Genomic DNA, 23,549 nt, shown 5'->3' on the forward strand with positions numbered 1-23,549 from the left:
GCTTCGGCATCGGCTTCGGCTTCGGCTTCGGCTTCGGCTTCGGCTTCGGCTTCGGCTTCGGCTTCGGCTTCGGCTTCGGCTTCGGCTTCGGCTTCGGAAAGGTCCTCTTCTACAGGTTCGATCGGGTCAACAGGCGTATCTTCCTGTTGCAGATCGGATTCGACAACGTCTTCTGCCTTGGGGTCTTCCACCGGCTTTTCTTCGGATTTCTTCTTACCAGCCACCGCAATATTCCCCTTATCGAATCCAAATTCAGATGAATAACAGCCCAGGTTAAGTTAATCGGGGACCTTGCCGCCCTCAACCCGCAACACATGTTTTACAAGCTTTTTGACAGCTTTACGCATTTTCTTCGGTGTCGGCGCTTTCGCGATCTTCAGGCGCGCATAGTCCAAGGAATAAAGGGGATCGGCCGTCGCTTCGCTGATTGCAGCCAGCCAGAGAGGCGCAGATCCCGCCCAGATATCGGCAAAATGTCGCGCCGTTCGCGGTGAGAAAAGCGGCGCGATAACCGGCAAATCCCGGTACGCGGCCTCACTCGCCTCGGATGTTAGCGGCAACAGTATTTGCTGATAGACCGCCTGTTCCCGCACCGTCAGGCCGGATTCTGTCAGGCGACCGGCAACATTACCGCGCGTGTGCTCACCACGCAGATGCAAAAGGGGGCTTTCGGGTCGGTGCTTCAGCAGATGCCCCACCAACTCCTCTGCCGTGGCCCCGACCATTTCGGCCTGCCAACCGTAACCCTTGGCCGTTCCAGCCGTCGCAGGCCCGACGCAAAAGGCGGGCAAATTTCGGTCAACACCTTTCGAGGCGGCGGCATTCACCGCGTTGGCCGAGGTAAAGATCAAACCCTTTACCCCTTCGGTATTGATCTCAACCGGCAGCGGTCGGATTTCCAGAATCGGGGAATAGATGACCTGGACCCGGGATCTGGTGCGGGTCGGCAACTGCGCGACGAACCTTTCTGAGGCAGCGCGCGGGCGGGTCATCAACAAATACAACGTGTGGCGCCTTGGCCCTTGAGGATTGTTTGCATCCGCGCAGGGTGATACCCCGCCGTAAGATCATGATGCAACGGATCAGGGTGATGGTGCAAACACTTACCGTACTGGGATTGGAAAGCAGCTGTGACGACACGGCCGCCGCCATCGTGCGCCAGACCGAAGGCGCCGAGGCCGAAATCCTGTCATCCATAGTCCATGGTCAAACCGACCTGCACAGCGCTTTTGGCGGTGTCGTGCCCGAGATTGCAGCCCGCGCGCATGCTGAAAAGCTGGATGTTTGCGTCATGCAAGCGCTGGACTCCGCCGGTCTGTCCCTGCGTGACATGGACGCCATCGCGGTTACTGCCGGTCCGGGCCTGATCGGCGGGGTCATGTCCGGCGTGATGTGCGCAAAGGGTCTCAGCGCGGCGACCGGCCTGCCTCTGGTCGGCGTCAATCACCTTGCTGGTCACGCGCTGACACCGCGGCTGACCGACGGGATCGCCTTCCCATACCTGATGCTTTTGGTATCGGGGGGTCATTGCCAATACCTGATCGCCCACGGGCCAGAGCAATTCACCCGGCTCGGCGGCACCATCGACGATGCGCCAGGGGAAGCTTTCGACAAAACCGCCCGCCTGCTGGGCCTGCCACAACCCGGCGGCCCTGCGGTCGAGGCCGAGGCGCGCGCTGGTGATCCCAAGCGCTTCCGCTTTCCCAGACCTCTATTGGACCGACCGGGTTGTGATCTGTCCTTCTCGGGGCTGAAAACCGCGCTGATGCGGATGCGCGATCAGATCGTTGCCGAAAAGGGCGGCTTGACGCGCCAGGATCGCGCGGATTTGTGCGCCGGGTTTCAGCAAGCGATTGTAGACACATTGGCCGAGAAAACCCGGCGTGCGATTGATCTGTATCTGGATCACAACCCGACCGATCCTGTGATCGCCGTCGCCGGTGGGGTGGCCGCAAATTCAGCCATTCGGTCCGCATTAGAGACTGTATGCGCCGAAAAAGGCACCCGGTTTACGGCTCCACCGCTGGCGCTGTGTACGGACAATGCCGCGATGATCGCCTATGCGGGTCTTGAGCGTTTTCGTTCCGGCGCACGTGATGGTCTGGACCTGACCGCCCGCCCTCGTTGGCCTCTGGATCAGCGCAGCCCGGCAATGCTGGGCAGCGGCAAGAAAGGGGCCAAGGCATGAGTGTTTCCGTTCTGGGGTCCGGCGCATTTGGCACTGCGCTTGCAATCTCGCTGGCGGGCAACGGGCCTGTGACACTCTGGTCAAGGAACGCCGATCAGGCGCGGCAGATGCAGGAGGCACGCGAAAATGCCGCCCGGCTGCCCGGTGTAAGCTTGCCGAAGGGCATCACCGTAACCTCGGATATTGACCAGGCAACCAAAGCTGAAACGCTTCTGCTCGCGGTGCCGATGCAGAAATTGCGCCGCGCGTTGCAAGATCATGCACCAAAGCTGAGCGGCAAAACACTGGTGGCCTGCTGCAAAGGGATTGAGCTGTCCTCGGGCCTCGGCCCCGTGGCGGTGATCAAGGACGTTATCCCGGATGCCCGCATCGCGTTGCTGACGGGCCCCAGTTTCGCCGATGACATCGCACGCGGCTTGCCCACCGCGCTAACGCTGGCCTGCGATGATACGGAACTTGGCAAGGCGTTGCAGACCGAACTGACCACAGCGAATCTGCGTCTTTATCGCACCACTGACACGATCGGAGCGGGACTGGGCGGAGCGCTGAAGAATGTCATGGCCATCGGCTGCGGGGCTGCCATCGGTGCAGGGCTGGGAGACAGCGCCCGGGCTGCGTTGATGACGCGCGGATTTGCAGAAATGCAGCGTTTCGCCGCCATGCGCGGCGCGCGTCCCGACACCCTGATGGGCCTGTCCGGGCTCGGCGATCTGGTGCTGACCTGTTCTTCTGATCTGTCCAGAAACTACCGTTTTGGCCTTAGTTTGGGTCTGAATCAGCCCTTCGACAGGCAAACAACGGTCGAGGGCGTCGCCACCGCGCGCGCCATGTCAGACATCGCGGCCAAGGATGGGCTGGACATGCCCATCAGCGCCACAGTGGCGGATCTCAGCCACGGCGCATACAGTGTGTCCGAGGCCATTCAAACCCTGCTCAATCGACCCCTCAAGGAGGAATAATATGCTGATCGCCCTCATCGCTCGTGACAAACCCGGCGCGCTGCAAACCCGGTTGGACAACCGCGCGGCCCATCTGGCTTATATTGAGGAAACCGGCGTGGTGTCGCAGGCCGGGCCACTGTTGGATGGCGAGGCCATGATCGGCTCTCTGGTCATCCTAGACGTCGAAGATTTGGCTGCAGCGCAGGTCTGGGCCGACAATGACCCTTACGCGAAAGCGGGATTGTTTCAGTCGGTTGAACTGATCCCATGGAAGAAGGTGATCGGCTGATGGCGTATTGGCTGTTCAAATCCGAACCCTCGACCTGGAGTTGGGACCAGCAGGTGGCAAAGGGTGACGCGGGCGAGGAATGGGACGGTGTGCGCAACTACCAGGCGCGCAATTTCATGCGTCAGATGGCCGTCGGGGATTGGGGGTTCTTCTACCATTCGCAAAAAGACAAATCGGTGGTCGGGATTGTCGAGGTCTGCGCCGAAGCCCATCCCGACAGCACCACTGATGACGAGCGGTGGGAATGCGTGGATATCAAAGCTGTGCGACCCTTCTCCAAACCGGTCACGCTGGACCAGATCAAGGGTGACGAGAGGCTGTCAGAGATGGTTCTTGTAAAGAACTCTCGCTTGTCGGTGCAACCTGTGACGGAAGACGAATGGAAGATTATCTGCGCCTTCGGTGAAACGCAGCCTGATTGACCCGAAAACCCCCGTCAGGCGAAAAACTTCTCATACGCCTGACAAGATGGTATGTTTCCATGGGCTTTGCCGAGTGGAAGCTTGTCGATTGCGTATTTTGCAATCGTAAACATTTGGCGGTGTTCGAACAAAATTCGGTCTTTCCTGAAAGTAGGAACCCATGTCTGACGATAAAGGCAGCAATGGGATTTTCGAAGACGCCGTTGCTGCGAAGAAATCAAAAACCTGGGAAGCGCGCCTGAAAGAGGCGCGTGAAAAGCGCGCAGCAGTGCTTGCCGAAGCACAGGAACAGCCGCGCGAAAAACCCGTTCTGAAACCTTCTGAGACCACGTATCTTTCCCAACCGGACGAAACCAAAATCGAAGAGATCGTTTCTGACCGGGTCCGTTCACTGAATTTGGAAGAACAACCCGACAGGAAAAAACCGAAACGTCGGGCCGCGATAATACTGGCCGCCTTGGTATGCGGCGCTTTCCTGCAATGGGCCATCACAAACATTGCCGAAATCTGGCCAACTGAAAGTGGCGCTGCCCCGGCAAACCTGGATGCGTCGACCGAAAACCTACCAGAGATCGAAGAACTGCTCTCTGACCGAGCGTCCAAGACCGAGCTTGCAACTTCACCGGATCAGCAGAAAACACAGGCCACAGAGGCGCCTACCGATACGGTTGCCTTGGAGGCTGCGCCTGTGTCGAATCCGTCAGTTGTCAGCGAACCTGAAGAGACGGTCAATGAGGCACCTCTCGACCAGAATGTTTTGATTGAGGCAGCATTGACGCCGCCAACTCCTGCCGAGAGTGGTTCGGGTTCGGATGGCGCACAGACGTCGAAACCAGTACCGCCAAATGCAGCACCGGAACCAGACCTGTCTTCGACCCCACCGGCGATCTTCATTCCGGCACCGCTCGAACCGACCTTAACGCCGGCGACACCCGCAGGTTTTAAAACCTCGCCCCCGGCAACGGTCGAACCTCAAAGCCGTGAACCCAACCCTTTGAACAAGGGTATCGTTTCACAGGTTTCACTGGCGGCATACGATCCGGTTCCGCAGGGGATCACGATATCCGCACTCCCGTCTTATACAGAGGTAAAACCGCTTCCGCCTGCGCAATCCCCCATTGATTTGGAGGTCTCTCTTTTCGTCCCGTCGAGAGTGTCGCAAGAGGCCAGCCGCCGTGCGTTTGACCTGCTCACTCAGGGACGCGCCACAGTTGTAGCAACAGCGCGCGTAGGTTTTCGGGTCAAAGAAACACAGGTTCGGTTCTATCACCCGAGCGACGCTGAAAACGCGGCGATGGCGGCCGATACTCTTGGCGGTGTTGCACGAGATTTCACAAGGTCGGGCAGCAAAACCCGTCCGGGACGGATAGAAGTGTATCTGGCAGGTAGCGGTGGTGGCGGTTCGCGAAGAAATTCAGAGCCAGAGCCCACCGACTTCGATAACTTCATAGCGCGTATTCTTAATGAGCTGAGATGAGAAATGAGGGAAGGCCCTGACGATGCAGAACCTTCCCTACCCCCGCGTGCTCCCTACTCACCACACGCGTATGGAAATGTCTGGTTCTGACCGTCCTGGTCACGGTTTGACCATAGGCCAACCGCGCCCCACGTTTCAAACGCCAAGTCTTTAAAGTGCAATTCAAATTCAAAACGCCCGCCTGAAAAAGCGGGCGCATTACGAAATCAAAGTCTGATCAGCCGTAGACGGCTTCTTTGCCAAAGTGTTTGGTCAGCATGTAATAAACCACGGCGCGGTATTTGTTGCGCTCGGACATGCCATAGGTTTCCATGGCTTTATTGATCGCTTCCATCAGCTCGGGACCATCGGCCAGACCCAGCTTCTTGATCAGGAAGTTGTTCTTGACGGTTTCCAGTTCGGACTCCTGGCTGGCCGCAACGGTTGCCGCATCTGCGTCATAGATCGCCGGACCACAACCGATGGTGACCTTGGTCAGCAGGTCCATATCGGGGTCCATACCGCATTTGGCTTTCAGGTCTTCTGCGTATTTGGCGATCAGATCGTCGCGCTTGCCCATATCCTAGTCTCCTTCATCCGTTGATCCGGCGCTTTTCACCGATGGCCGGAAGAGTAGCCGCGGCATGGGATTGTCCAAAAGGAAAAAAATCTGCGATTTCTCCCCCTTAGTCAGATTGGGAACGGTTTTTGCAGACCGGTCTAACGGCAATACCCCCAGCCCGGGCCTTGCAGGTGGAAATGATCCGCGTGCAAACGATTGAAATCAGGGCCAAGAACCACGCGAAACCAGCCGCAGGCTCCGCGCCAGATCTGCCGCAAAAAAGCGCCCTCAGGTCCTGCGCTCTGCCAGTCGGACAGCAGCTTCAGCGTCCGACCATCAGCCGTATCCACGCCAATTACATCGATCGAGTCCGCGCGGGCGTGGCTGCTCCATTGGCTGTTTTCGGCCGTTCCAGAACGCATACGACGGCAATTGTAACTGCCGACATGACGCAACCGGGCAACTTCAACCCCCAGTATGTCCCGCGCGGCAGGCTGCACCACGTGGTGCTCCCACATGGTCAGGCGCAAGGCGGTTGTACAGCTGGTTTCGACACCCTCAACCTGTGAGCTCACCAGTTGGGACAGCAAACCCCGCCCGGTTATGCCGCAATTCTGGTCTACAACCAGATCCTCCATCGCTTCGAACTGAACGCCTGCTTCTGCCAGGGCATTGCGGCACAGCGCTTCGTCCGCCAAAGCACGGTTCAGCTGAAACTTTGTGACAGGAGTGACCGGAGCGGTCACTTTCAGATCGCGCAACGGGTTCCAATGCGACGGTACCGGCGTTTCGGGATGCGCCAATATCCACCAACCCCCACCGCCCAGCAGGATCATCACTGCCGCAAGTCTGAAAACGAAAGACGCCGCCGAGTAAACAAACCGGCGGCGTCCAGAGTTCTGCGTCATGGTCAGACGGAATTTAGTAGCGGTAGTGTTCCGGCTTGTACGGACCTTCCGGTTTCACGCCGATATAAGCAGCCTGATCTGCGTCCATCTGGGTCAGCTTCACGCCGATACGATCCAGGTGCAGGCGCGCCACTTTCTCATCCAAATGCTTGGGCAGGATGTAGACGTCGTTGTTGTACTGATCGCCTTTGGTGAACAGCTCGATCTGGGCCAGAACCTGGTTGGTGAACGAGGCCGACATCACGAACGAGGGGTGGCCGGTGGCGTTGCCGAGGTTCAGCAGGCGGCCTTCGGACAGCAGGATGATGCGATTGCCCGAGGGCAGCTCGATCATGTCCACCTGTTCCTTGATGTTGGTCCACTTGTGGTTCTTCAGGCTGGCCACCTGAATTTCGTTATCGAAGTGACCGATGTTGCCGACGATGGCCATGTCCTTCATCTCGCGCATATGCTCAATGCGGATCACGTCCTTGTTGCCGGTGGTGGTGATGAAGATATCCGCCGATGCGACTTCGTCTTCCAGCAGGGTGACTTCGAACCCGTCCATGGCCGCTTGCAACGCACAGATCGGATCGACCTCGGTCACTTTCACACGGGCACCAGCGCCACGCAGCGAAGCAGCCGAACCTTTGCCCACGTCGCCATAACCGCAAACCACGGCAACTTTACCGGCCATCATGGTGTCGGTGGCGCGGCGGATACCGTCAACCAGCGATTCCTTGCAGCCGTATTTGTTGTCGAATTTCGATTTGGTGACCGAGTCATTCACGTTGATCGCCGGGAACGGCAGGTGGCCGTCTTTGACCAGCTGGTACAGGCGGTTCACACCCGTGGTGGTTTCCTCGGACACGCCTTGGATCTGGTCACGCATCTTGGTGAACCAGCCGGGGCTTGCGGCCATACGCTTGGCGATCTGCTTCTTGATCACCTCTTCCTCTTCCGAACCCGGCACAGGGATGATGTCCTCGCCTGCTTCAGCACGCGCACCCAACAAGATGTACAGCGTCGCGTCGCCGCCATCGTCCAGGATCATGTTCGGGCCGTCTTCGAACAGGAAGGATTTGTCCAGGTAATCCCAATGCTCTTCCAGCGTCTGACCCTTGATGGCGAAGACAGGGATACCCGCCTCGGCAATCGCCGCAGCAGCATGATCTTGCGTCGAGAAGATGTTGCACGATGCCCAGCGCACATCTGCGCCCAGCGCCACCAGCGTTTCAATCAGAACAGCGGTTTGGATGGTCATGTGCAGCGATCCAACGATCCGCGCACCTTTCAGAGGTTTGCTTTCGCCGTATTCCGCGCGCAGGGACATCAGGCCCGGCATCTCGGTTTCGGCGATATCCAATTCTTTACGGCCGAACCCAGCCAATGAAATGTCTTTAACGATATAGTCCCCGGCCATCAGGTGCTCCATTTCTCCGGTAAATCACAGTCCCGGCTGCCCCTAGCATTCCTTGGGACAGGTGGCAACTTTGAAGACAGTGATCGGAAGCCAAATGGCCATTATCAGCTTGGCGTGCCTTCAATTTTTAGCTTTGGTATCGCTTCAAAAAAATTTGTGCCAACGGCAACAATACAGCTTATGCCATTCGCATTGGTTACCAAAACGGTGTAACTGCCCGTTTCTTTCGAGGTCCAGACCTCCATCACAGCTTGTGCGCCGCGCGTTTTTTGCAGACCGCCAAAGGCCAATTCCTCGGCATAGTTACTCTGCAATTTGGATATGATGTCATCCCGCGATGCACAATTCTGGGCAAAGGCGGGCGGCGCAGTCGCGGCCATCCCGAAGGTCAGGGCTATTGCGAATAAACGTTTGAACATAGGACGCTCCTTTCGATACGTGTTTCGGATCGAGAGGGGCACACTGGGAGGAGTATGCACCCCCCTCAGTCCTTGATGTCGGGATCTAGGTGCGCCAGTTCAAAGCACGAATGCTCAAGAAACTGTTGGCAGCATGTGATCCAGACAGGTACATCATAGCATAAAAACGCGGCATAAACGTGTCCTAGATCACAAGGCATGGCAGAATGGCAACACAACCCCGAGCATGGCAACGAATGCTTTCCGGCCGCAGGCTGGATTTGCTGGACCCGACCCCTGTGGATATCGAAATCGAAGATATCGCGCATGGTCTGGCCTTTGTGGCCCGCTGGAACGGTCAGACAAACGGCGATTTCGCCTATTCAGTGGCCGAACATTCCCTTTTGGTTGAAGAGATTTTTGGCCGCATTGCCCCAAAAACACCTATGAAATGGCGTTTGGCAGCCCTGTTACACGATGCGCCAGAATATGTGATCGGCGACATGATCTCACCTGTGAAATCCGCCGTCGGCCCCGACTATGGCGCGTTGGACGACCGGCTGGCGGCATCAATCCATATCCGCTTTGGATTGCCGGCTGAGGTGCCGAAAACGGTGAAACGCCAGATTAAGAAGGCCGACAAGATCAGCGCCTGGATGGAAGCCACGCAGATCGCAGGCTTTTCCGAGGCCGAGGCCTCCAAATTCTTTGGCCGCCCGGACAAAACTCTTATGTCAGGGCTACAGATCAGACTGCGCCCACCGATCGAGGTCCGGCACGCTTATTTGGAGCGCCACGCAGCCCTGATTGCTCAGCTATGACAGGTTGTGCAGCGAAGTTCTGAACCGCACACACAAAAGGTGATGAGAACGGGATGAAACACAGGAACGGAAACCGGGTTTTGCTTGTGGTCAATCTGCTGCTGACCTTTGCTCTGGTCATCCTTTTTGCAAAAACCGGTCTTCTCACAAAGACAGCGCGCAAAATAACCGGGGCTCACACACCCGTTATGGAAACCGATCACTATAAAATGATGGTCTGGTTGCATGAGCGCCCGATTTCTCAGGCTTTGGCCTCAGCGGAGATCGAAGTGGCTTTTGTCGGCGATTCGATCATTGAAGGGTGGCTGACCAGCAATACAGTGCCAAACTCGCTGAACCTGGGGATCAGCCGCGACACCGTTTCGGGACTGATCGCGCGGACGAAGCCGGAATTGGTTGAACATGTTCCGGCCTGGTATCTGGGCATTGGCGTAAACGATGCTCTGACAGGCGCCGATCCCAAAGACATTCCGGGGCAGGTCGGGCAACTGGCGGATTTGTTCAGGCACGCTGACACCTTGATCTGGCGGTCTGTATTACCTGTCGGAAGTGCAGATTGGACCCAAGAGCAAGAAGCCTTTCGAACGGCCTTCAATTCTGCCGCGCAACAAACCTGTCTGGCTATGGCGAACTGCACCTTTCTTACGCCGCCACCGCTGTATTCAGAGAATGTGTCCGATTGGACATCTGACGGTTTGCATCCCAACGCGGAAGGATATCGCCAGCTGGCTGATCAACTGTGTTCAACAATCCCCTGTTTACCGCAGCGACCTTAAGAGTTCGAGTGCAATTAGGGGCACCAAACGCCCTCCGCTCCTCACGGACAGGCGTTTGGCTTTGAAGAGGGCTACACCTGCGTTTTCAGCCGAAGACGTAGAAACATAACTTGTTACCGTCATGGTCGCGCACATAAGCACCATAGAATTGATCCGGTATACGTTGACCGGGTTCGCCTTCATCTACGGCACCCAGGTCAATTGCTTTGTCATACAGCGCCTTGGCGTCGTCCTTGGAATCAGCGGCAAAGGCAACCATCGTACCATTTCCGACAGTACAACCGCTGCCGTCATAAGGTTCGCAAACCGCAATCATCGGGGCGGCCGCGTCATTTCCGATAAACGCGATACGGTCTGCGTCCAGAACGACCTTCGCGCCTTTATCTGCCAGAAGACTGGTGTAAAATTCCTTTGCCCGCTCCATGTCAGAGACACCGACGGTTACGTAGCCGATCATAGCAACATCCTGTTCTGAGGTTATCTTTCAGTCAGGCTGCACTTTCCCGAACAGGACGAAATGTTACAAATCACTTAACCGTCATAGTGATTTTACCACGCTCAGCGCGGGCTGCGCTTGGCTAAAATCCGCTGCAACGTCCGGCGGTGCATGTTCAGGCGGCGGGCAGTCTCGGAAACGTTGCGATCACACAGCTCATAGACCCGCTGAATATGCTCCCACCGCACGCGGTCCGCGCTCATGGGATTTTCTGGCGGCGGGGGCAGCTCGTCGCCCTTGACCAGCAGCGCATTGGTGATGTCGGTCGCGTCGGCCGGCTTGGACAGATAGTCGGTGGCACCGATCTTGACCGCGGCAACGGCGGTGGCAATCGCGCCGTACCCGGTCAGAACCACAACACGGCTGTCGGGGCGTTTTTCCCGCAGCACTTCGACCACGTCCAGCCCGTTGCCGTCTTCCAAACGCAGATCAACAACCGCATATGCCGGGGGGCGAGCAGTGGAAATCGCGCGGCCTGCGGCGACGGAGCCTGCGGTTTCAACCTCGAACCCGCGTTTTTCCATGGCCTTTGCCAAACGTCTCAGAAACGGCTCGTCATCATCCACCAAAAGCAGGGATTTGTCGGGGCCGATGTCAAGCTGAGAACTGTCTGCCATATGTTGGGTCTTTCCGCTATTTCGTGCCTGTGGCTTGGACCTGAGTATTAGCAGCGCAGAAACAAAGGTCAAACAACCTTGTTATGACGATGCCTGATCCAGAAAGCACCCGACCTTGTCCGCCATCTGCTCGGCCGTGTCATCGCGCTTGAAAAATTCAAGGAATCCGTCTTCCGGCGTGACCAGATAGGTGAAGGTGGAATGGTCTACCAGATAGAACTCGTCGCTTTTGTCATGCGCCTTGAAATAGGTCTTGTAGGCCTTGCTTGCCGCTTTGACCTGTTCCGCCGATCCGGTCAGCGCAATGGTCTTGCCACCCAGGTTGAAGGCATAGTCGTCCACCACCTCGGGCGTGTCACGATCCGGGTCGATAGAAATGAACAGCGGGGTCGTGGAATATCCGCGCTCAGCCAGAACATCCACGGCGTCGGCATTGCGCGACATGTCAAACGGGCAGACATCGGGGCAGAACGTGTACCCGAAATAGACCAGCGTCGGTTCCGTGATCACATCTTTGTCGGTTACCGTCTCACCCTTGCCATTCACCAGTTCAAACGGTCCGCCAATAGCCGCTGCCCCGCCTGCAATCTGGCTGGAGCGGCATTGCGCGAACTTGTCGTCAGATCCGCCACCACGCGTCAAAAGCCACATTGCACCAAGGCCAATAGCCAGAACAACGGTTGCGAGAATTGCGTAAAGACGGGTCATTTGGATTTTCCGGTCGCAAGGGGTTGTTGATCGTTCCGGGCGGGACACCTATCAAGATGAACAGCCGATGCAACAGGACATAAGTGACCGATGGCAGAATCCAATCAGACTTTTTGGCGCGGCCAGGAACGCAGCAGCTGGATTCGTCTGCGTACCCTGATCCTGTTGCGCTGGGTGGCCATCATTGGCCAGTTTACTGCAATCACCGTTGCCCAGAGATACTATGACGTACAGCTGGAACTAGGCCTGTGTTATCTGGCTATCGGAATTTCCGTCATGGGCAACCTGACCGCCATTCTGCTGTTTCCGCAGAACAAGCGGCTGTCCGAATTCGAAAACTTCCTGATGGTGCTGTTCGACCTGCTGCAGCTGTCGATACTACTGTATCTGACGGGCGGGCTGAACAATCCGTTTGCCCTGCTCCTGCTGGGGCCCGTCACGATCTCGGCCAATGTCATGAGCACACGCTCAACCCTGATTGTCGGGGCTGTCGCGATTGTTCTGACGACAGTCCTGGCAGAATTTCACCTACCGCTGCGGACCAGCCTTGGGCTTGTTCTGGATATTCCGGCAATCCTGCTGTTCGGCAACTGGGCTGCTATCGTTATCGCTATCGTCTTCATCGGGGCCTATTCCCACCGTGTCAGTTCCGAGGTTCAATCCATGTCCGAAGCGCTGGCCGCGACGCATATGGCCTTGGCGCGCGAACAGAAGCTGACGGATCTGGGCGGTGTTGTGGCCGCTGCTGCGCATGAGCTGGGAACACCTTTGGCGACAATTAAACTGACCAGCGCGGAATTGATCGAAGAGCTGGACGACCGCCCCGACCTGAAAGAAGACGCCGCTTTGATCCGCGAACAGGCCGACCGTTGCCGCGATATTCTGCGCGACATGGGACGGGCCGGCAAAGATGATCTGCATCTACGGCAGGCCCCACTTTCAACAGTGGTGAACGAAGCCGCCGAACCGCATATCGGCCGGGGCAAAGAGGTCCATTTCTCGGAAGGGCCAGCGCAGGACGGGGATGTGCAGCAGCCATCGATCCTGCGAAAGCCCGAAATCATTCACGGGCTGCGCAACCTGATCCAGAATGCTGTCGATTTTGCCCGCGCAAATGTCTGGGTCGAGGCAGAATGGACCGACACCTTGATCTCCGTCAGCATCATGGATGACGGGCGCGGGTATCCGGCCCATATGATCGGGCGTATCGGTGATCCCTTTATGCGCCGCAGGCGGGCGGAATCCGATCAGAAAGCCCGCCCTGAATACGAGGGTATGGGCCTGGGGTTGTTCATCGCCAAAACCCTGCTGGAACGCAGCGGTGCCGAGCTTGAATTCGCCAATGGCTCTGACCCTTACCAGCACCTGACCGATAATCCGGATCGGCGGGGGGCGATCGTCAAAGTGACCTGGCCGCGCAAACTGATTGACGCGCAAAAGGGCGACACCCCGGTTCCCTCAGGCTCGAACAAGCGCATTCAGGTGTGAATTAAGAGACCGTTAACCAATCGCCCGCATAGTCGGGCCCGGTTTCATTGAGCTTTGAGGAATTTGATGGCCGATTGGATCATTCTGGCCGCAATCAGCCTTGTTTCAGGCCGTTTCGCCCTTCACTGGCTGTTACCGCGCCGTGCACAGCGCGATGAAGCTTTTGGTTTGTTTTCAAACACCTCTCTATTCGACGCGGTATTTCTGTTCGATGGTGATCAATTGATCAGCCATTCCGATATCGCACTGGCCGGGTTTGAGCATGTGGGAAACTGGCAGGATTTACGGCGCCTGCTGCAAAGGGATTTCCCGACATTCCCCGAAACGCCTGAAAAGGTGCGTGATCAGGGCAATCTTGTGGTTTCGGCCATAGACTGCACCGTTGATCGCGATGTGGTTTTTGAGTGGGTGGATGGCATCGCCCGCGTGCGTCTCTGCCGGCGTGCCAATGCTCCTTCTGCCGGATCAATTGCCTCAAGCGAACCGACCCGACTGGCCATGGATCAGGCCCCCTACCCGGTTTGGTTGCTGGATCACGACAATCGGGTGCAGTGGTGCAACGCCACCTATGTCACGCTTGTTCGCAAGGCACGAGATCAGGATGCCGATCTGACTGAGCCACTTTTTACAAATCCGGAAGATGCGGCACGACCGTCCGGGAAAACACGTGAATCGGTCGAAGTAACAGGCAGCAGCAGCAAACTATGGTTCGATCTGACGCGGATCGAGCACGAAAATGGTCATCTGTGTTACGCCGTTGATATCAACGCGATTGTCGAAGCCGAGACCGCCCAGCGCAAATTCGTGCAGACGATGACCAAGACTTTCGCGCAACTGTCCATCGGCCTCGCGATCTTCGACCGAAATCGGCAATTGGCCCTGTTCAACCCGGCCCTGATCGACCTGACCACCCTGCCCCCCGATTTTCTCAGTTGTCGCCCCGGTCTCAGCAGTTTTTTTGATCGTTTACGGGATCAGCACATGATGCCGGAACCTAAGAATTATCGCAGTTGGCGACGTCAGATGAACGACCTTTTGGAGGCGGCGGAAGACGGTAACTATCATGAAACATGGTCGCTGCCATCCGGATCAGTCTATTCCGTCAGCGGCCGACCCCACCCTGATGGCGCGGTGGCCTTTCTGTTCGAGGATATTACCGCGGAAATCACGCTCACTCGGCGCTTTCGGTCTGAAATGGATCTGATGCAGTCTATTCTGGACAAACTGGCGGATGCGATTGCCGTCTTTGCGGATGACGGTTCCCTGGCTTTCACCAATTATGCCTACCAGAAACTCTGGGGAGACACACAGGAAGTTGGGTTTCAAACTGAAACAGTCACAGATGTCACGCGACGTTGGCAGGACCTTTGTTTTGCGACACCCGTTTTAGGTGAGATACGGGATTTCGTCGAAATGCGGGATAACCGGGCGGAATGGACAGCGGAAATTCAGATGAGGTCCGGCATCGCTGTGGATTGCACCGTCACTCCGACACAAAACGGCGCGACGATCGTGCGGTTTGCGCAATCCGGTTTTCCTGCGAAAACCTCTGTGATGGCGCAGATCAGCGCCTGAACCGGGTTGCAGCCGATTGGGCGCAAGGCCATTGTGGCGCCATGACACTGACGCCGCGATCACTGACCTTCAGATCACCCGAAGAAACTGCCGAGTTCGCATCCCGTATTGCGACATCTCTGCGCCCGGGCGATGTTCTGCTGCTTGAAGGCGCAATCGGCAGCGGCAAGACACATTTTGCACGCAATCTCATTCAGTCGCTGATGTCTGAACCCGAAGACGTGCCGTCGCCAACATTCACTCTGGTTCAGGCCTACGACACCCCGGCTGGCGAAATTTGGCACTGCGACCTTTATCGCCTGAGCGCGGTGGAAGAAGTTGACGAACTGGGCCTGATCGACGCGTTTGAATCGGCAATTTGTCTTGTGGAATGGCCGGGTAAACTGGGTCCGCTGACACCCGGCACGGCATTGAAGCTGACCTTTGAAACAGACCCTAATACGATGGATTCCCGCCATCTGACCCTGTCCTGGTCCGATCCGAAGTGGGCGGAAAAACTGGAGAATACTGCATGACAAACAGGACAGTCCTGGCCGAGGCCCTGATTGCGCAAACACCGTGGGCCGGTGCAACACGTGCGCCATTGGCTGGCGACGCCTCGAATCGGCAATACGAACGACTGACTGATACGGTTACTGGGCGCACCTGTGTTTTGATGGATGCGCCGCCTGAAAAAAGCGATGATGTCGTACCCTTCGTACGCGTTGCAGAATACCTACGTTCGATCGGTCTGAGCGCACCGGAAATCTACGCAGAAGATACTCAATACGGATTTCTTCTGTTGGAAGATTTGGGCGATGATCTTTTTGCCCGCGTATTGGACAAAGACCCGGCCAAAGAACGCGAATTATACCGGGCGGCAACGGATGTGCTGCTACACCTGCATCAGTCGCCCTCTCTGTCCTTACCGTCCTATGATCCGTCCCTGATGACGGAACTGGCTGCCATGTCATTTACAAAGTACGCCGCCGGCATCTTAGGCGCGTGTGACGAAGATGCCCTTGACCGGTTTGAACATCGCTTCGCGGATATTCTGCATCGTGAAACATCCGGCACGAAAGTTGTCATCCTGAGGGATTATCACGCCGAAAACCTTTTGTGGTTGCCGGAACGCGAAGGCGTAAAGCGCGTCGGTTTGCTGGATTTCCAACTGGCCATGCTGGGTCATCCCGCCTATGATCTGGTGTCTTTGCTGCAGGATATTCGCCGAAACGTTTCGGCCGGAATCGAAATGCAGATGATCAACCATTACATCGCCGCCTCTGGCATGGATGACCATGATTTCCGCACGGCTTACAGCGTGTTGGGGGCGCAGAGGAACCTTCGTATTCTCGGCGTATTCGCACGTCTTGCAACCGATTATGGCAAGCCGCACTACGTGGACATGATCCCGGCCGTCTGGGCACATCTGATGCGCGATCTGGATCACCCTGCCCTGGTTTCGGTGGCGCCCCTGCTGCACGACGCCTTGCCCAAACCCACCCCCGAAAACCTGGCCAAGTTGAGAGCGCAATGACCGGATCGCCCTATGCCGTAATGCTGTTCGCAGCCGGTTTTGGCACCCGCATGGGCGCGCTGACCAAAGACCGGCCAAAGCCCTTGATCGAGGTGTCCGGGCGGCCCTTGATCGATCACGCGTTGAATCTGGTCAAAGATATGGATCCCGTTCGCACTGTCGCAAACCTGCATTATCACGCCGATCAGCTTGAGGCGCATCTTGTCCCCAAAGGCATCCTGTTATCTCGGGAAGAACCTGAGATTCTGGAAACCGGGGGCGGATTGCGAGCCGCCCTGCCCCTGCTGGGCACCAATCCCTTGTTCACGTTGAATACCGATGCGATCTGGTCGGGTCCGAACCCGTTGACCTTGTTGCAGAAGGCTTGGGATCCTCAACGCATGGACGCGCTTTTGATGTGTGTTCCTGTTGCCCGAACCATTGGCCATGCCGGGGACGGAGATTTCACCGCCGATCGGGATGGGCGCATAACGCGCGGACCCGGTTTGGTGTATGGCGGCGCGCAGATCCTTAAAACGGATGGGCTCCATGCGATTTCGCAATCGGCATTCTCGCTGAACCTGCTCTGGAACAAGATGCACGGTCAAGGCCGTCTTTTCGCGGTCGAGTATCCGGGGCGTTGGTGCGATGTCGGTCGGCCCGAAGGGATCGCACTGGCCGAGGGCTTGCTGGCTGATGTTTGAACCCAGCACCCTGCCCCGCGTCTATGCCGTGCCGCCCGGCACGGATTTCCCAAAGGTCTTGGTCGATGGCTTGCGACAGCGCTGCTCTGGCCCGCCCGAAGCATTGGCACGGGTGGAGCTGGTGTTGAACACGCGGCGCATGGAACGGCGCGTGCGCGAGCTGTTCAATCAGGGGCCACCCTGCCTGCTGCCGCGTCTTTCCCTGATCACCGATCTTGGGGAAAACCTTGATCTGGCACGGATTCCCCCGGCTGTCCCGCCGCTGAGGCGGCGGCTGGAACTGACGCAATTGGTGGCCAAGCTGCTGGAACAACAGCCTGATCTGGCCGCCCGATCCTCGATCTTTGATCTGTCCGACAGCCTCGCCGCACTGATTGACGAAATGCAGGGCGAAGGCGTGTCGCCCGAAACCATCCGCCAACTGGATGTCAGTGACATGTCCGGTCATTGGGCGCGGGCACAGGCCTTTATCGGCATTGCGGACCACTTCATCGATACCGGCGTGCAGGCAATGGACGCACAGGCCCGCCAGCGCCGCGTGGTCGAAAACCTGATCGCGCGCTGGCAGGATGAACCGCCTCAGCACCCGGTCATCCTGGCGGGCTCTACCGGTTCCCGCGGCACCACCCTGATGCTGATGGAGGCCATCGCGCGCCTGCCACAAGGGGCCTTGTTGCTGCCCGGGTATGATTTCGACCAGCCGGATCATGTTTGGCGGGGGTTGGATGATGCGCTGAGTTCAGAAGATCACCCGCAATACCGTTTCCGCAAGCTGATGCGCGCGCTGGATCTGGCGCCCGATCAAATTACCCCATGGACTGATCTGTCCGCCCCCTCACCCGCGCGCAACAAATTGATATCATTAGCCTTACGTCCAGCCCCCATCACCGACGCCTGGATGTCCGAAGGCCCGAAACTGACCGATCTGGAAGGTGCCGCCAAAGACCTCACATTGGTCGAAGCGCAATCGCCCCGAGCTGAGGCATTGGTGATTGCCCTGCGCCTGAGGCAAGCCGCTGAAAGCGGTCAAACCGCCGCTCTGATCACGCCGGATCGCATGTTGACCCGTCAGGTCAGCGCCGCATTGGATCGGTGGAACATCCTGCCCGACGACAGCGCGGGCCTGCCACTGCAGCTCTCGCCTCCGGGCCGTTTCCTGCGCCATGTCGCCAATCTGTTCACGCACCGTCTTGAGGTTGAGGCGTTGCTGACCCTATTGAAACACCCGCTTTGTCATGACGGTGGTGAACGCGGCAACCACCTGCTGCATACTCGTGATCTGGAACTGGACCTGCGCCGCCAAGGCCCACCATTTCCTGACAGCATCAGCCTCACGACTTTTGCGGTACGCAAAGAGGCGCCCGAAGGTTGGGTCAAATGGGTCGCGCATCATTTTTGCGATCAGCAGATCCCCGGCGAATTACACCTCACTGACTGGGTTGACCGCCTGACGATGCTGGCCGAGGCGATTTCGGCTGGCAGCACAGGTGAGGCGGGCACGCTTTGGGACAAGAACGCGGGCCAAAAGGCTCTGGCAGTCCTCACCGCGCTGAAGGATGAGGCGCAACATGGCGGCCCGATGACAGCGCGCGATTTCGCTGATCTGCTGGGCGCGCTGCTGGCGGGTGAAGAGGTCCGCGACCGTGATGCGCCACATCCGCATATCATGATCTGGGGTACGCTCGAGGCGCGGGTGCAAGGTGCCGATCTGTTGATCCTGGGCGGGTTGAACGAAGGCAGCTGGCCCGAAGCGGCCGCTCCGGACCCCTGGCTGAACCGCCAGATGCGCGACAAGGCGGGGCTGTTGCTGCCCGAACGCCGGATCGGCCTGTCGGCCCATGATTTTCAGCAAGCCGTTGGCGCGCCCGAGGTCTGGCTAACCCGCGCGACGCGGTCCGATGACGCCGAAACCGTGCCATCTCGGTGGCTGAACCGCATGACGAACCTGTTGCAGGGCCTGCCGGGGCAGGGTGGCCCACAGGTCCTGTCCGCCATGCGCGCCCGCGGCCAGACATACCTGCGCTGGTCGGAGCAGCTTGAGGCCGCACCACGGATCGACCCAGCGCCGCGCCCGTCTCCGCGCCCGCCAGTGGCGGCCCGTCCACGCCGTCTGAGCGTTACCGAGATCAAGCGCCTGATCCGCGACCCGTACGCCATCTACGCCAAACATGTGCTGCGATTGAAACCTCTGGATCCGCTGGTGCAGGCACCGGATGCGCTGCTGCGCGGGATCGTCATTCACGAGATCCTTGAGCATTTCGTCAAGGACAGCGTGCTGGACCCCGCGTTGCTGACCCGCGAGAATTTTCTGAAACGCGCCGAAGCCTTGTTGGATCAGCACGTTGCCTGGCCCACCGCCCGCAAATTGTGGCTGGCGCGGCTGGAGCGTATCGCCGACGATTTCCTGAACGCCGAAACCGCCAGACGCGGCGATGGCGGGCCTGTCGCCTTTGAGGCCGCGATGAAGCTGGTGCTGAGCCCGCTTGATTTTACCATCGCAGGCCGTGCCGACCGGATCGATCACAACAGCCGTGGTGCGCTGCGGATCGTGGATTACAAAACGGGCACCCCGCCAACCGAAAGTCAGCAGGCCAAGTTCGACAAACAACTGCTGATCGAGGCTGCGATGGCCGAGCAGGGTGCCATCGAAGGGATCGACCCGACCTCGGTGGCTGAAGCCGTCTTCATCGGCATGGGCGGCACCTACAAAGAGGTCGCAGCCCCCTTGGCCAAAGAACCGCCCGACAAGGTTCTGGCTGAGCTGAAAGAGCTGGTTTCCGCCTATTTAGAGCCTGATCAGGGCTTCACCTCCCGACGGATGCTGCACAAGGACACCGACATTGGTGACTATGACCATCTGGCCCGGTTCGGCGAGTGGGATCGCACCGAGGAAACAACTCCCGAGGACCTGACATGAGCGCCCGCAACGACGCAACCGAACGGCAGGTGCAGGCTGCGCGGCCCGACGCGTCAACCTGGCTGGCAGCGAATGCAGGCTCAGGCAAGACGCGTGTTCTGACCGACCGGGTGGCGCGGCTGCTGCTGGACGGAGTGCAACCGCAGCATATCCTTTGCCTGACCTACACCAAGGCCGCCGCCAGCGAGATGCAGAACCGGCTGTTTGATCGCCTTGGGCAATGGGCGATGAAGGACGATTCCGGCCTGCTTTCCCAATTGACCGATCTGGGCGTGCCTGGGGTTATCGACCCGGACCGTTTGGCACAGGCGCGCACCTTGTTCGCCCGTGCCATTGAGACGCCGGGCGGGTTGAAAATCCAGACCATCCACTCGTTCTGCGCCTCACTGCTGCGGCGGTTCCCGCTGGAAGCCGGGGTCAGCCCGCAGTTCTCCGAGATGGAAGATCGGGCCGCCGCATTGCTGCGCGTAGAGATTGTCGAGGATTTCGCCGAAGGGCCTCAGGCCGCACTGATCGAAGATGTCGCACGGTTCGTCACCGACACCGGGTTCGACAATCTGACCGCCGCCATCACCCATAAACGAAACCTGTTCGCAACGCCGATGGCGTGGGCCGATGTGTTGCAACGGTTCGATCTGCCAGAAGCGTTCGATGAAGACGCCCTGAAAGCCCGTGTTTTTCTGGGCGGCGAGGTTGAGTTGATCCGCTCGATCTTGCCGCCGCTGACTGAGAGCGGCGGCAACAATGCCAAGGCTGCCGCCAAACTGGCAGCGTTTACCGAGGCACGGATCAGCAGCCTGCCGATTCTTGAAAGCGTGTTTTTGACCGGAAAGTCCGCAAAAGAGCCCTTTACCGCCAAAATCAACAGTTTTCCGACCAAAGCCCTGCGTGAAGGCGTATTGGCCGAAAAGTTACCGCAGCTAGAAGCGCTCATGCTACGCATCGAGGCGGCGCGTGAGCAGCGCTTGGCACTGGTCGCCGCGCGCAAAACGCATGTGCTACACCGCTTTGCCGCCGCCTTCCTGCCAGAATATGAACGGCGCAAGCAGCTGCGCGGCTGGCTGGATTTCGACGACCTGATCCTGCGCGCGCGGCAGGTGCTGAACGACCCGGCGGTGGCGGAATGGGTGCTGTACCGGCTGGATGGTGGCATCGACCACATCCTGGTGGACGAGGCGCAGGACACCAGCCCGGACCAATGGGACGTGATCGAAAAACTGGCGCAGGAATTCACCAGCGGGGAAGGGGCCCGATCCGGCGTCGAGCGCACGATTTTCGTGGTCGGCGACAAGAAACAGTCGATCTATTCTTTTCAGGGCGCCGACCCACAAGCCTTTGACCGGATGCAGCAGGAATTCGGCCGCAGACTTGCTGAATCAGGCTCTAAACTGTGGGATTCCACGCTGGAGTATTCGTTTCGATCGTCCAGCGCGATCCTGTCTCTGGTCGATATCCTGTTCGAAAACCGCACTGAGGCCGGGTTTCACAAGGACAGTCAGCACCGCGCGTTCAAAGCCGATCTGCCCGGTCGCGTTGACCTGTGGCCGGTGGTTGAAAAGGTCGAAGTGGATGACGACGGCGACTGGACCGATCCGGTCGACCGCCCCGGCGCGCGGCACCATACCGTTATCCTGGCCGAGAAAGTGGCCCGGTCGATCAAGGGCATGATCGATTCTGGCGAAACGATCCCCGAGGATGGCGAAACACCCGGCTCATTTGTCCGGCGCAAGGTGCGGCCGGGGGATTTCCTGATCCTCGTGCAACGGCGTTCAGACCTGTTTGCCGAGATCATCCGCGCCTGCAAAGCGCTGTGCCTGCCCATCGCCGGAGCGGACCGGTTGAAAGTGGGCGCGGAGCTGGCGGTCAAGGATCTGGCCGCGTTGTTGAATTTCCTGGCCACGCCCGAAGACAGTCTGTCGCTGGCGACGGTATTGAAATCGCCCTTATTCGGGTGGACGGAACAACAACTGTTCGATCTGGCGCATCGACGGCAGGAACATTTCCTGTGGGCTGCGTTGCGCCAACGGTCCGAGGAGTTTCCGGAGACGATGGAAATCCTCAACGACCTGCGCGGACAGATCGACTTTCTGCGCCCGTATGACCTGATCGAACGCATCCTGACCCGCCATGACGGGCGGCGCAAACTGTTGGGACGACTGGGGGCCGAGGCCGAGGATGGCATCAATGCGCTGCTGTCGCAGGCTCTGGCTTATGAACGCTCTGATATTCCCAGCCTGACGGGGTTCCTCGTCTGGATGCAGACCGATGATCTGGAAATCAAACGGCAGATGAGCGGTGTCGGTAACATGATCCGGGTGATGACGGTGCATGGATCAAAAGGGCTTGAAGCACCGATCGTGATCCTTCCGGATACCGGAAAACGACAAGCCCCGCGCGATGCCGAGATCATGGTGGGTGAGGGCACACCGCTTTGGAAAGTTCCTGCGGATGCCTCTCCAACGCTGGTCGCCGCAGCACGGGCTGAGGCACGGGCGAGGGAAGAGAATGAGCGGCTTCGATTACTCTATGTGGCTCTAACACGGGCTGAAAAATGGTTAATCGTGGGCGCGGCTGGGGATGTCGGTAAGGATGGGACCAGTTGGTATCAGATGGTTGAGGCCGCAATGGCGCGGGCAGGGGCCGCGCAGCTTTCGGGCTCGGAAACACTCCGCCTGTCGCATGTGGATTGGGAGGCGCTGCCGCTTGTCGAGCGCGCAGAACCCGAAATCACTCACACCCAATTGCCAGATGAATTTCTTAAACCAGCTGCCGCACCAGAGCCCGCACCCGAAACCCTCAGCCCCTCTGATCTGGGTGGGGCCAAGGCGCTGCCGGGGGATGCTGGTCAGGATGAAGAGGCGGCAAAGCTGCGCGGCACGCGTCTGCACCTGCTGCTCGAACATCTGCCCGCCATCGCGCCGGACAACTGGCCGCAGCTTTGCGCCCGGGTTCTGCCGGATATGCAGGATGCCGAACGGCAGGAACTGCTGGCTGAGGTAAAAACCGTGCTGACCTCGGACCATCTGCGCGCGGTTTTCGCTGCGGACACGCTGGCCGAGGTTCCCGTCACCGCTGATCTGCACGGTCAGACCATGCACGGGGTGATCGACCGGTTGATCGTGACTGAAACCGAGGTGCATATCATTGATTTCAAATCAAATGCTACGGTCCCCGGTACCCCGGAAAAATGTCCCGAAGGCCTGTTGCGGCAGATGGGCGCTTATGCTCAGGCGCTGGCACAAATCTATCCCGATCACAAAATCAGCACGGCCATCCTATGGACACGCACCGCTGACCTCATGTGGTTGCCGCACGATCTTGTGACAGATGCGCTGACCCGCGCCCGGATATCTTGACCTTGCCATGTACCGACCCTACGTTCTGAT

The 23,549-nt window shown here is 58.4% G+C and carries 22 protein-coding genes and 1 pseudogene; 14 read left to right on the plus strand and 9 right to left on the minus strand.

Annotated elements, in window-relative coordinates; all coding sequences use genetic code 11:
- Positions 1–224 (minus strand): annotated as a pseudogene (locus ACR0LF_RS19075) (hypothetical protein); the annotation flags it as partial.
- Positions 225–278: 54 nt separating this feature from the next.
- Positions 279–992: a uroporphyrinogen-III synthase gene (locus tag ACR0LF_RS19080; RefSeq protein WP_480577272.1), complete on the minus strand. Its 714-nt coding sequence runs from the start codon at positions 990–992 to the stop codon at positions 279–281.
- 98 nt (positions 993–1,090) lie between these two features.
- Here ACR0LF_RS19080 and tsaD point away from each other — a divergent pair, with 98 nt between their 5' ends.
- The 5 genes from tsaD (at position 1,091) to ACR0LF_RS19105 (ending at position 5,317) form a co-directional block, all read left to right on the plus strand.
- The gene (gene tsaD, locus ACR0LF_RS19085; protein ID WP_480577275.1) at positions 1,091–2,188 is read left to right on the plus strand and encodes a tRNA (adenosine(37)-N6)-threonylcarbamoyltransferase complex transferase subunit TsaD; all 1,098 of its coding nucleotides are present in this window, start codon (positions 1,091–1,093) and stop codon (positions 2,186–2,188) included.
- Positions 2,185–3,147 (plus strand): NAD(P)H-dependent glycerol-3-phosphate dehydrogenase, encoded by a 963-nt coding sequence (locus ACR0LF_RS19090; RefSeq protein WP_480577277.1) that lies wholly within the window; start codon positions 2,185–2,187, stop codon positions 3,145–3,147. Before tsaD ends, ACR0LF_RS19090 begins: the two co-directional genes overlap by 4 nt.
- A gap of 1 nt (position 3,148) precedes the next feature.
- Positions 3,149–3,418 carry a YciI family protein gene (locus ACR0LF_RS19095; RefSeq protein ID WP_480577280.1) on the plus strand — a complete coding sequence of 90 codons (270 nt, stop codon included), beginning with the start codon at positions 3,149–3,151 and terminating at the stop codon, positions 3,416–3,418.
- Positions 3,418–3,840: an EVE domain-containing protein gene (locus ACR0LF_RS19100; protein ID WP_480578041.1), complete on the plus strand. Its 423-nt coding sequence runs from the start codon at positions 3,418–3,420 to the stop codon at positions 3,838–3,840. Before ACR0LF_RS19095 ends, ACR0LF_RS19100 begins: the two co-directional genes overlap by 1 nt.
- A gap of 160 nt (positions 3,841–4,000) precedes the next feature.
- Positions 4,001–5,317 carry a hypothetical protein gene (locus ACR0LF_RS19105; protein WP_480577283.1) on the plus strand — a complete coding sequence of 439 codons (1,317 nt, stop codon included), beginning with the start codon at positions 4,001–4,003 and terminating at the stop codon, positions 5,315–5,317.
- Between the two features lie 217 nt (positions 5,318–5,534).
- On the opposite strand, the gene ACR0LF_RS19110 is transcribed toward ACR0LF_RS19105, so the two are convergent.
- The 4 genes from ACR0LF_RS19110 to ACR0LF_RS19125 all read right to left on the minus strand — a co-directional run bounded on the left by ACR0LF_RS19110 (position 5,535) and on the right by ACR0LF_RS19125 (position 8,587).
- Positions 5,535–5,876, minus strand: a complete 342-nt coding sequence (locus tag ACR0LF_RS19110) for a DUF2853 family protein (protein ID WP_480577286.1) — start codon at positions 5,874–5,876, stop codon at positions 5,535–5,537.
- Between the two features lie 140 nt (positions 5,877–6,016).
- Positions 6,017–6,766: an extensin-like domain-containing protein gene (locus ACR0LF_RS19115; protein WP_480577289.1), complete on the minus strand. Its 750-nt coding sequence runs from the start codon at positions 6,764–6,766 to the stop codon at positions 6,017–6,019.
- 13 nt (positions 6,767–6,779) lie between these two features.
- Positions 6,780–8,168: an adenosylhomocysteinase gene (gene ahcY / locus ACR0LF_RS19120; RefSeq protein ID WP_480577292.1), complete on the minus strand. Its 1,389-nt coding sequence runs from the start codon at positions 8,166–8,168 to the stop codon at positions 6,780–6,782.
- A 104-nt stretch (positions 8,169–8,272) separates the two neighbouring features.
- A complete protein-coding gene (locus ACR0LF_RS19125) occupies positions 8,273–8,587 on the minus strand; it encodes a hypothetical protein (protein ID WP_480577295.1) in 315 nt (104 codons plus the stop codon).
- A 206-nt stretch (positions 8,588–8,793) separates the two neighbouring features.
- On the opposite strand from ACR0LF_RS19125, the gene ACR0LF_RS19130 reads away from it, so the two are divergent.
- Together ACR0LF_RS19130 and ACR0LF_RS19135 are read left to right on the plus strand one after the other, a co-directional pair.
- Complete coding sequence (locus ACR0LF_RS19130) at positions 8,794–9,387, plus strand: HD domain-containing protein (RefSeq protein WP_480577298.1); 594 nt, start codon at positions 8,794–8,796, stop codon at positions 9,385–9,387.
- A 53-nt stretch (positions 9,388–9,440) separates the two neighbouring features.
- Complete coding sequence (locus tag ACR0LF_RS19135) at positions 9,441–10,163, plus strand: SGNH/GDSL hydrolase family protein (protein ID WP_480577302.1); 723 nt, start codon at positions 9,441–9,443, stop codon at positions 10,161–10,163.
- Between the two features lie 85 nt (positions 10,164–10,248).
- Here ACR0LF_RS19135 and ACR0LF_RS19140 read toward each other — a convergent pair whose 3' ends face one another.
- The 3 genes from ACR0LF_RS19140 to ACR0LF_RS19150 all read right to left on the minus strand — a co-directional run bounded on the left by ACR0LF_RS19140 (position 10,249) and on the right by ACR0LF_RS19150 (position 11,984).
- Positions 10,249–10,620, minus strand: a complete 372-nt coding sequence (locus tag ACR0LF_RS19140) for a VOC family protein (RefSeq protein WP_480577305.1) — start codon at positions 10,618–10,620, stop codon at positions 10,249–10,251.
- A 101-nt stretch (positions 10,621–10,721) separates the two neighbouring features.
- Positions 10,722–11,276 (minus strand): ActR/PrrA/RegA family redox response regulator transcription factor, encoded by a 555-nt coding sequence (locus ACR0LF_RS19145; RefSeq protein ID WP_480577308.1) that lies wholly within the window; start codon positions 11,274–11,276, stop codon positions 10,722–10,724.
- Positions 11,277–11,357: 81 nt separating this feature from the next.
- Positions 11,358–11,984, minus strand: a complete 627-nt coding sequence (locus ACR0LF_RS19150) for an SCO family protein (protein WP_480577312.1) — start codon at positions 11,982–11,984, stop codon at positions 11,358–11,360.
- A 90-nt stretch (positions 11,985–12,074) separates the two neighbouring features.
- Between ACR0LF_RS19150 and regB the strand changes: the two genes are divergently transcribed.
- The 7 genes from regB (at position 12,075) to addA (ending at position 23,519) form a co-directional block, all read left to right on the plus strand.
- A complete protein-coding gene (gene regB / locus ACR0LF_RS19155) occupies positions 12,075–13,472 on the plus strand; it encodes a sensor histidine kinase RegB (RefSeq protein WP_480577315.1) in 1,398 nt (465 codons plus the stop codon).
- 66 nt (positions 13,473–13,538) lie between these two features.
- On the plus strand, positions 13,539–15,047 hold the full coding sequence (locus ACR0LF_RS19160; protein WP_480577318.1) for a PAS-domain containing protein: 1,509 nt from the start codon (positions 13,539–13,541) through the stop codon (positions 15,045–15,047).
- A 41-nt stretch (positions 15,048–15,088) separates the two neighbouring features.
- Positions 15,089–15,562: a tRNA (adenosine(37)-N6)-threonylcarbamoyltransferase complex ATPase subunit type 1 TsaE gene (gene tsaE, locus ACR0LF_RS19165; RefSeq protein WP_480577321.1), complete on the plus strand. Its 474-nt coding sequence runs from the start codon at positions 15,089–15,091 to the stop codon at positions 15,560–15,562.
- Entirely contained in the window at positions 15,559–16,563 is a 1,005-nt protein-coding gene (locus ACR0LF_RS19170) for an aminoglycoside phosphotransferase family protein (RefSeq protein WP_480577324.1), read from the plus strand. The genes tsaE and ACR0LF_RS19170 overlap by 4 nt, the downstream gene beginning before the upstream one ends.
- Positions 16,560–17,246 carry a nucleotidyltransferase family protein gene (locus ACR0LF_RS19175; protein WP_480577328.1) on the plus strand — a complete coding sequence of 229 codons (687 nt, stop codon included), beginning with the start codon at positions 16,560–16,562 and terminating at the stop codon, positions 17,244–17,246. Before ACR0LF_RS19170 ends, ACR0LF_RS19175 begins: the two co-directional genes overlap by 4 nt.
- Positions 17,239–20,163, plus strand: coding sequence for a double-strand break repair protein AddB (addB, locus tag ACR0LF_RS19180; RefSeq protein ID WP_480577331.1), 2,925 nt, complete (start codon positions 17,239–17,241; stop codon positions 20,161–20,163). Before ACR0LF_RS19175 ends, addB begins: the two co-directional genes overlap by 8 nt.
- Positions 20,160–23,519 (plus strand): double-strand break repair helicase AddA, encoded by a 3,360-nt coding sequence (gene addA / locus ACR0LF_RS19185; protein ID WP_480577334.1) that lies wholly within the window; start codon positions 20,160–20,162, stop codon positions 23,517–23,519. The genes addB and addA overlap by 4 nt, the downstream gene beginning before the upstream one ends.
- The last annotated feature ends 30 nt before the right edge of the window (positions 23,520–23,549 follow it).

It is taken from the genome of Ruegeria sp. E8, from assembly GCF_056533985.1.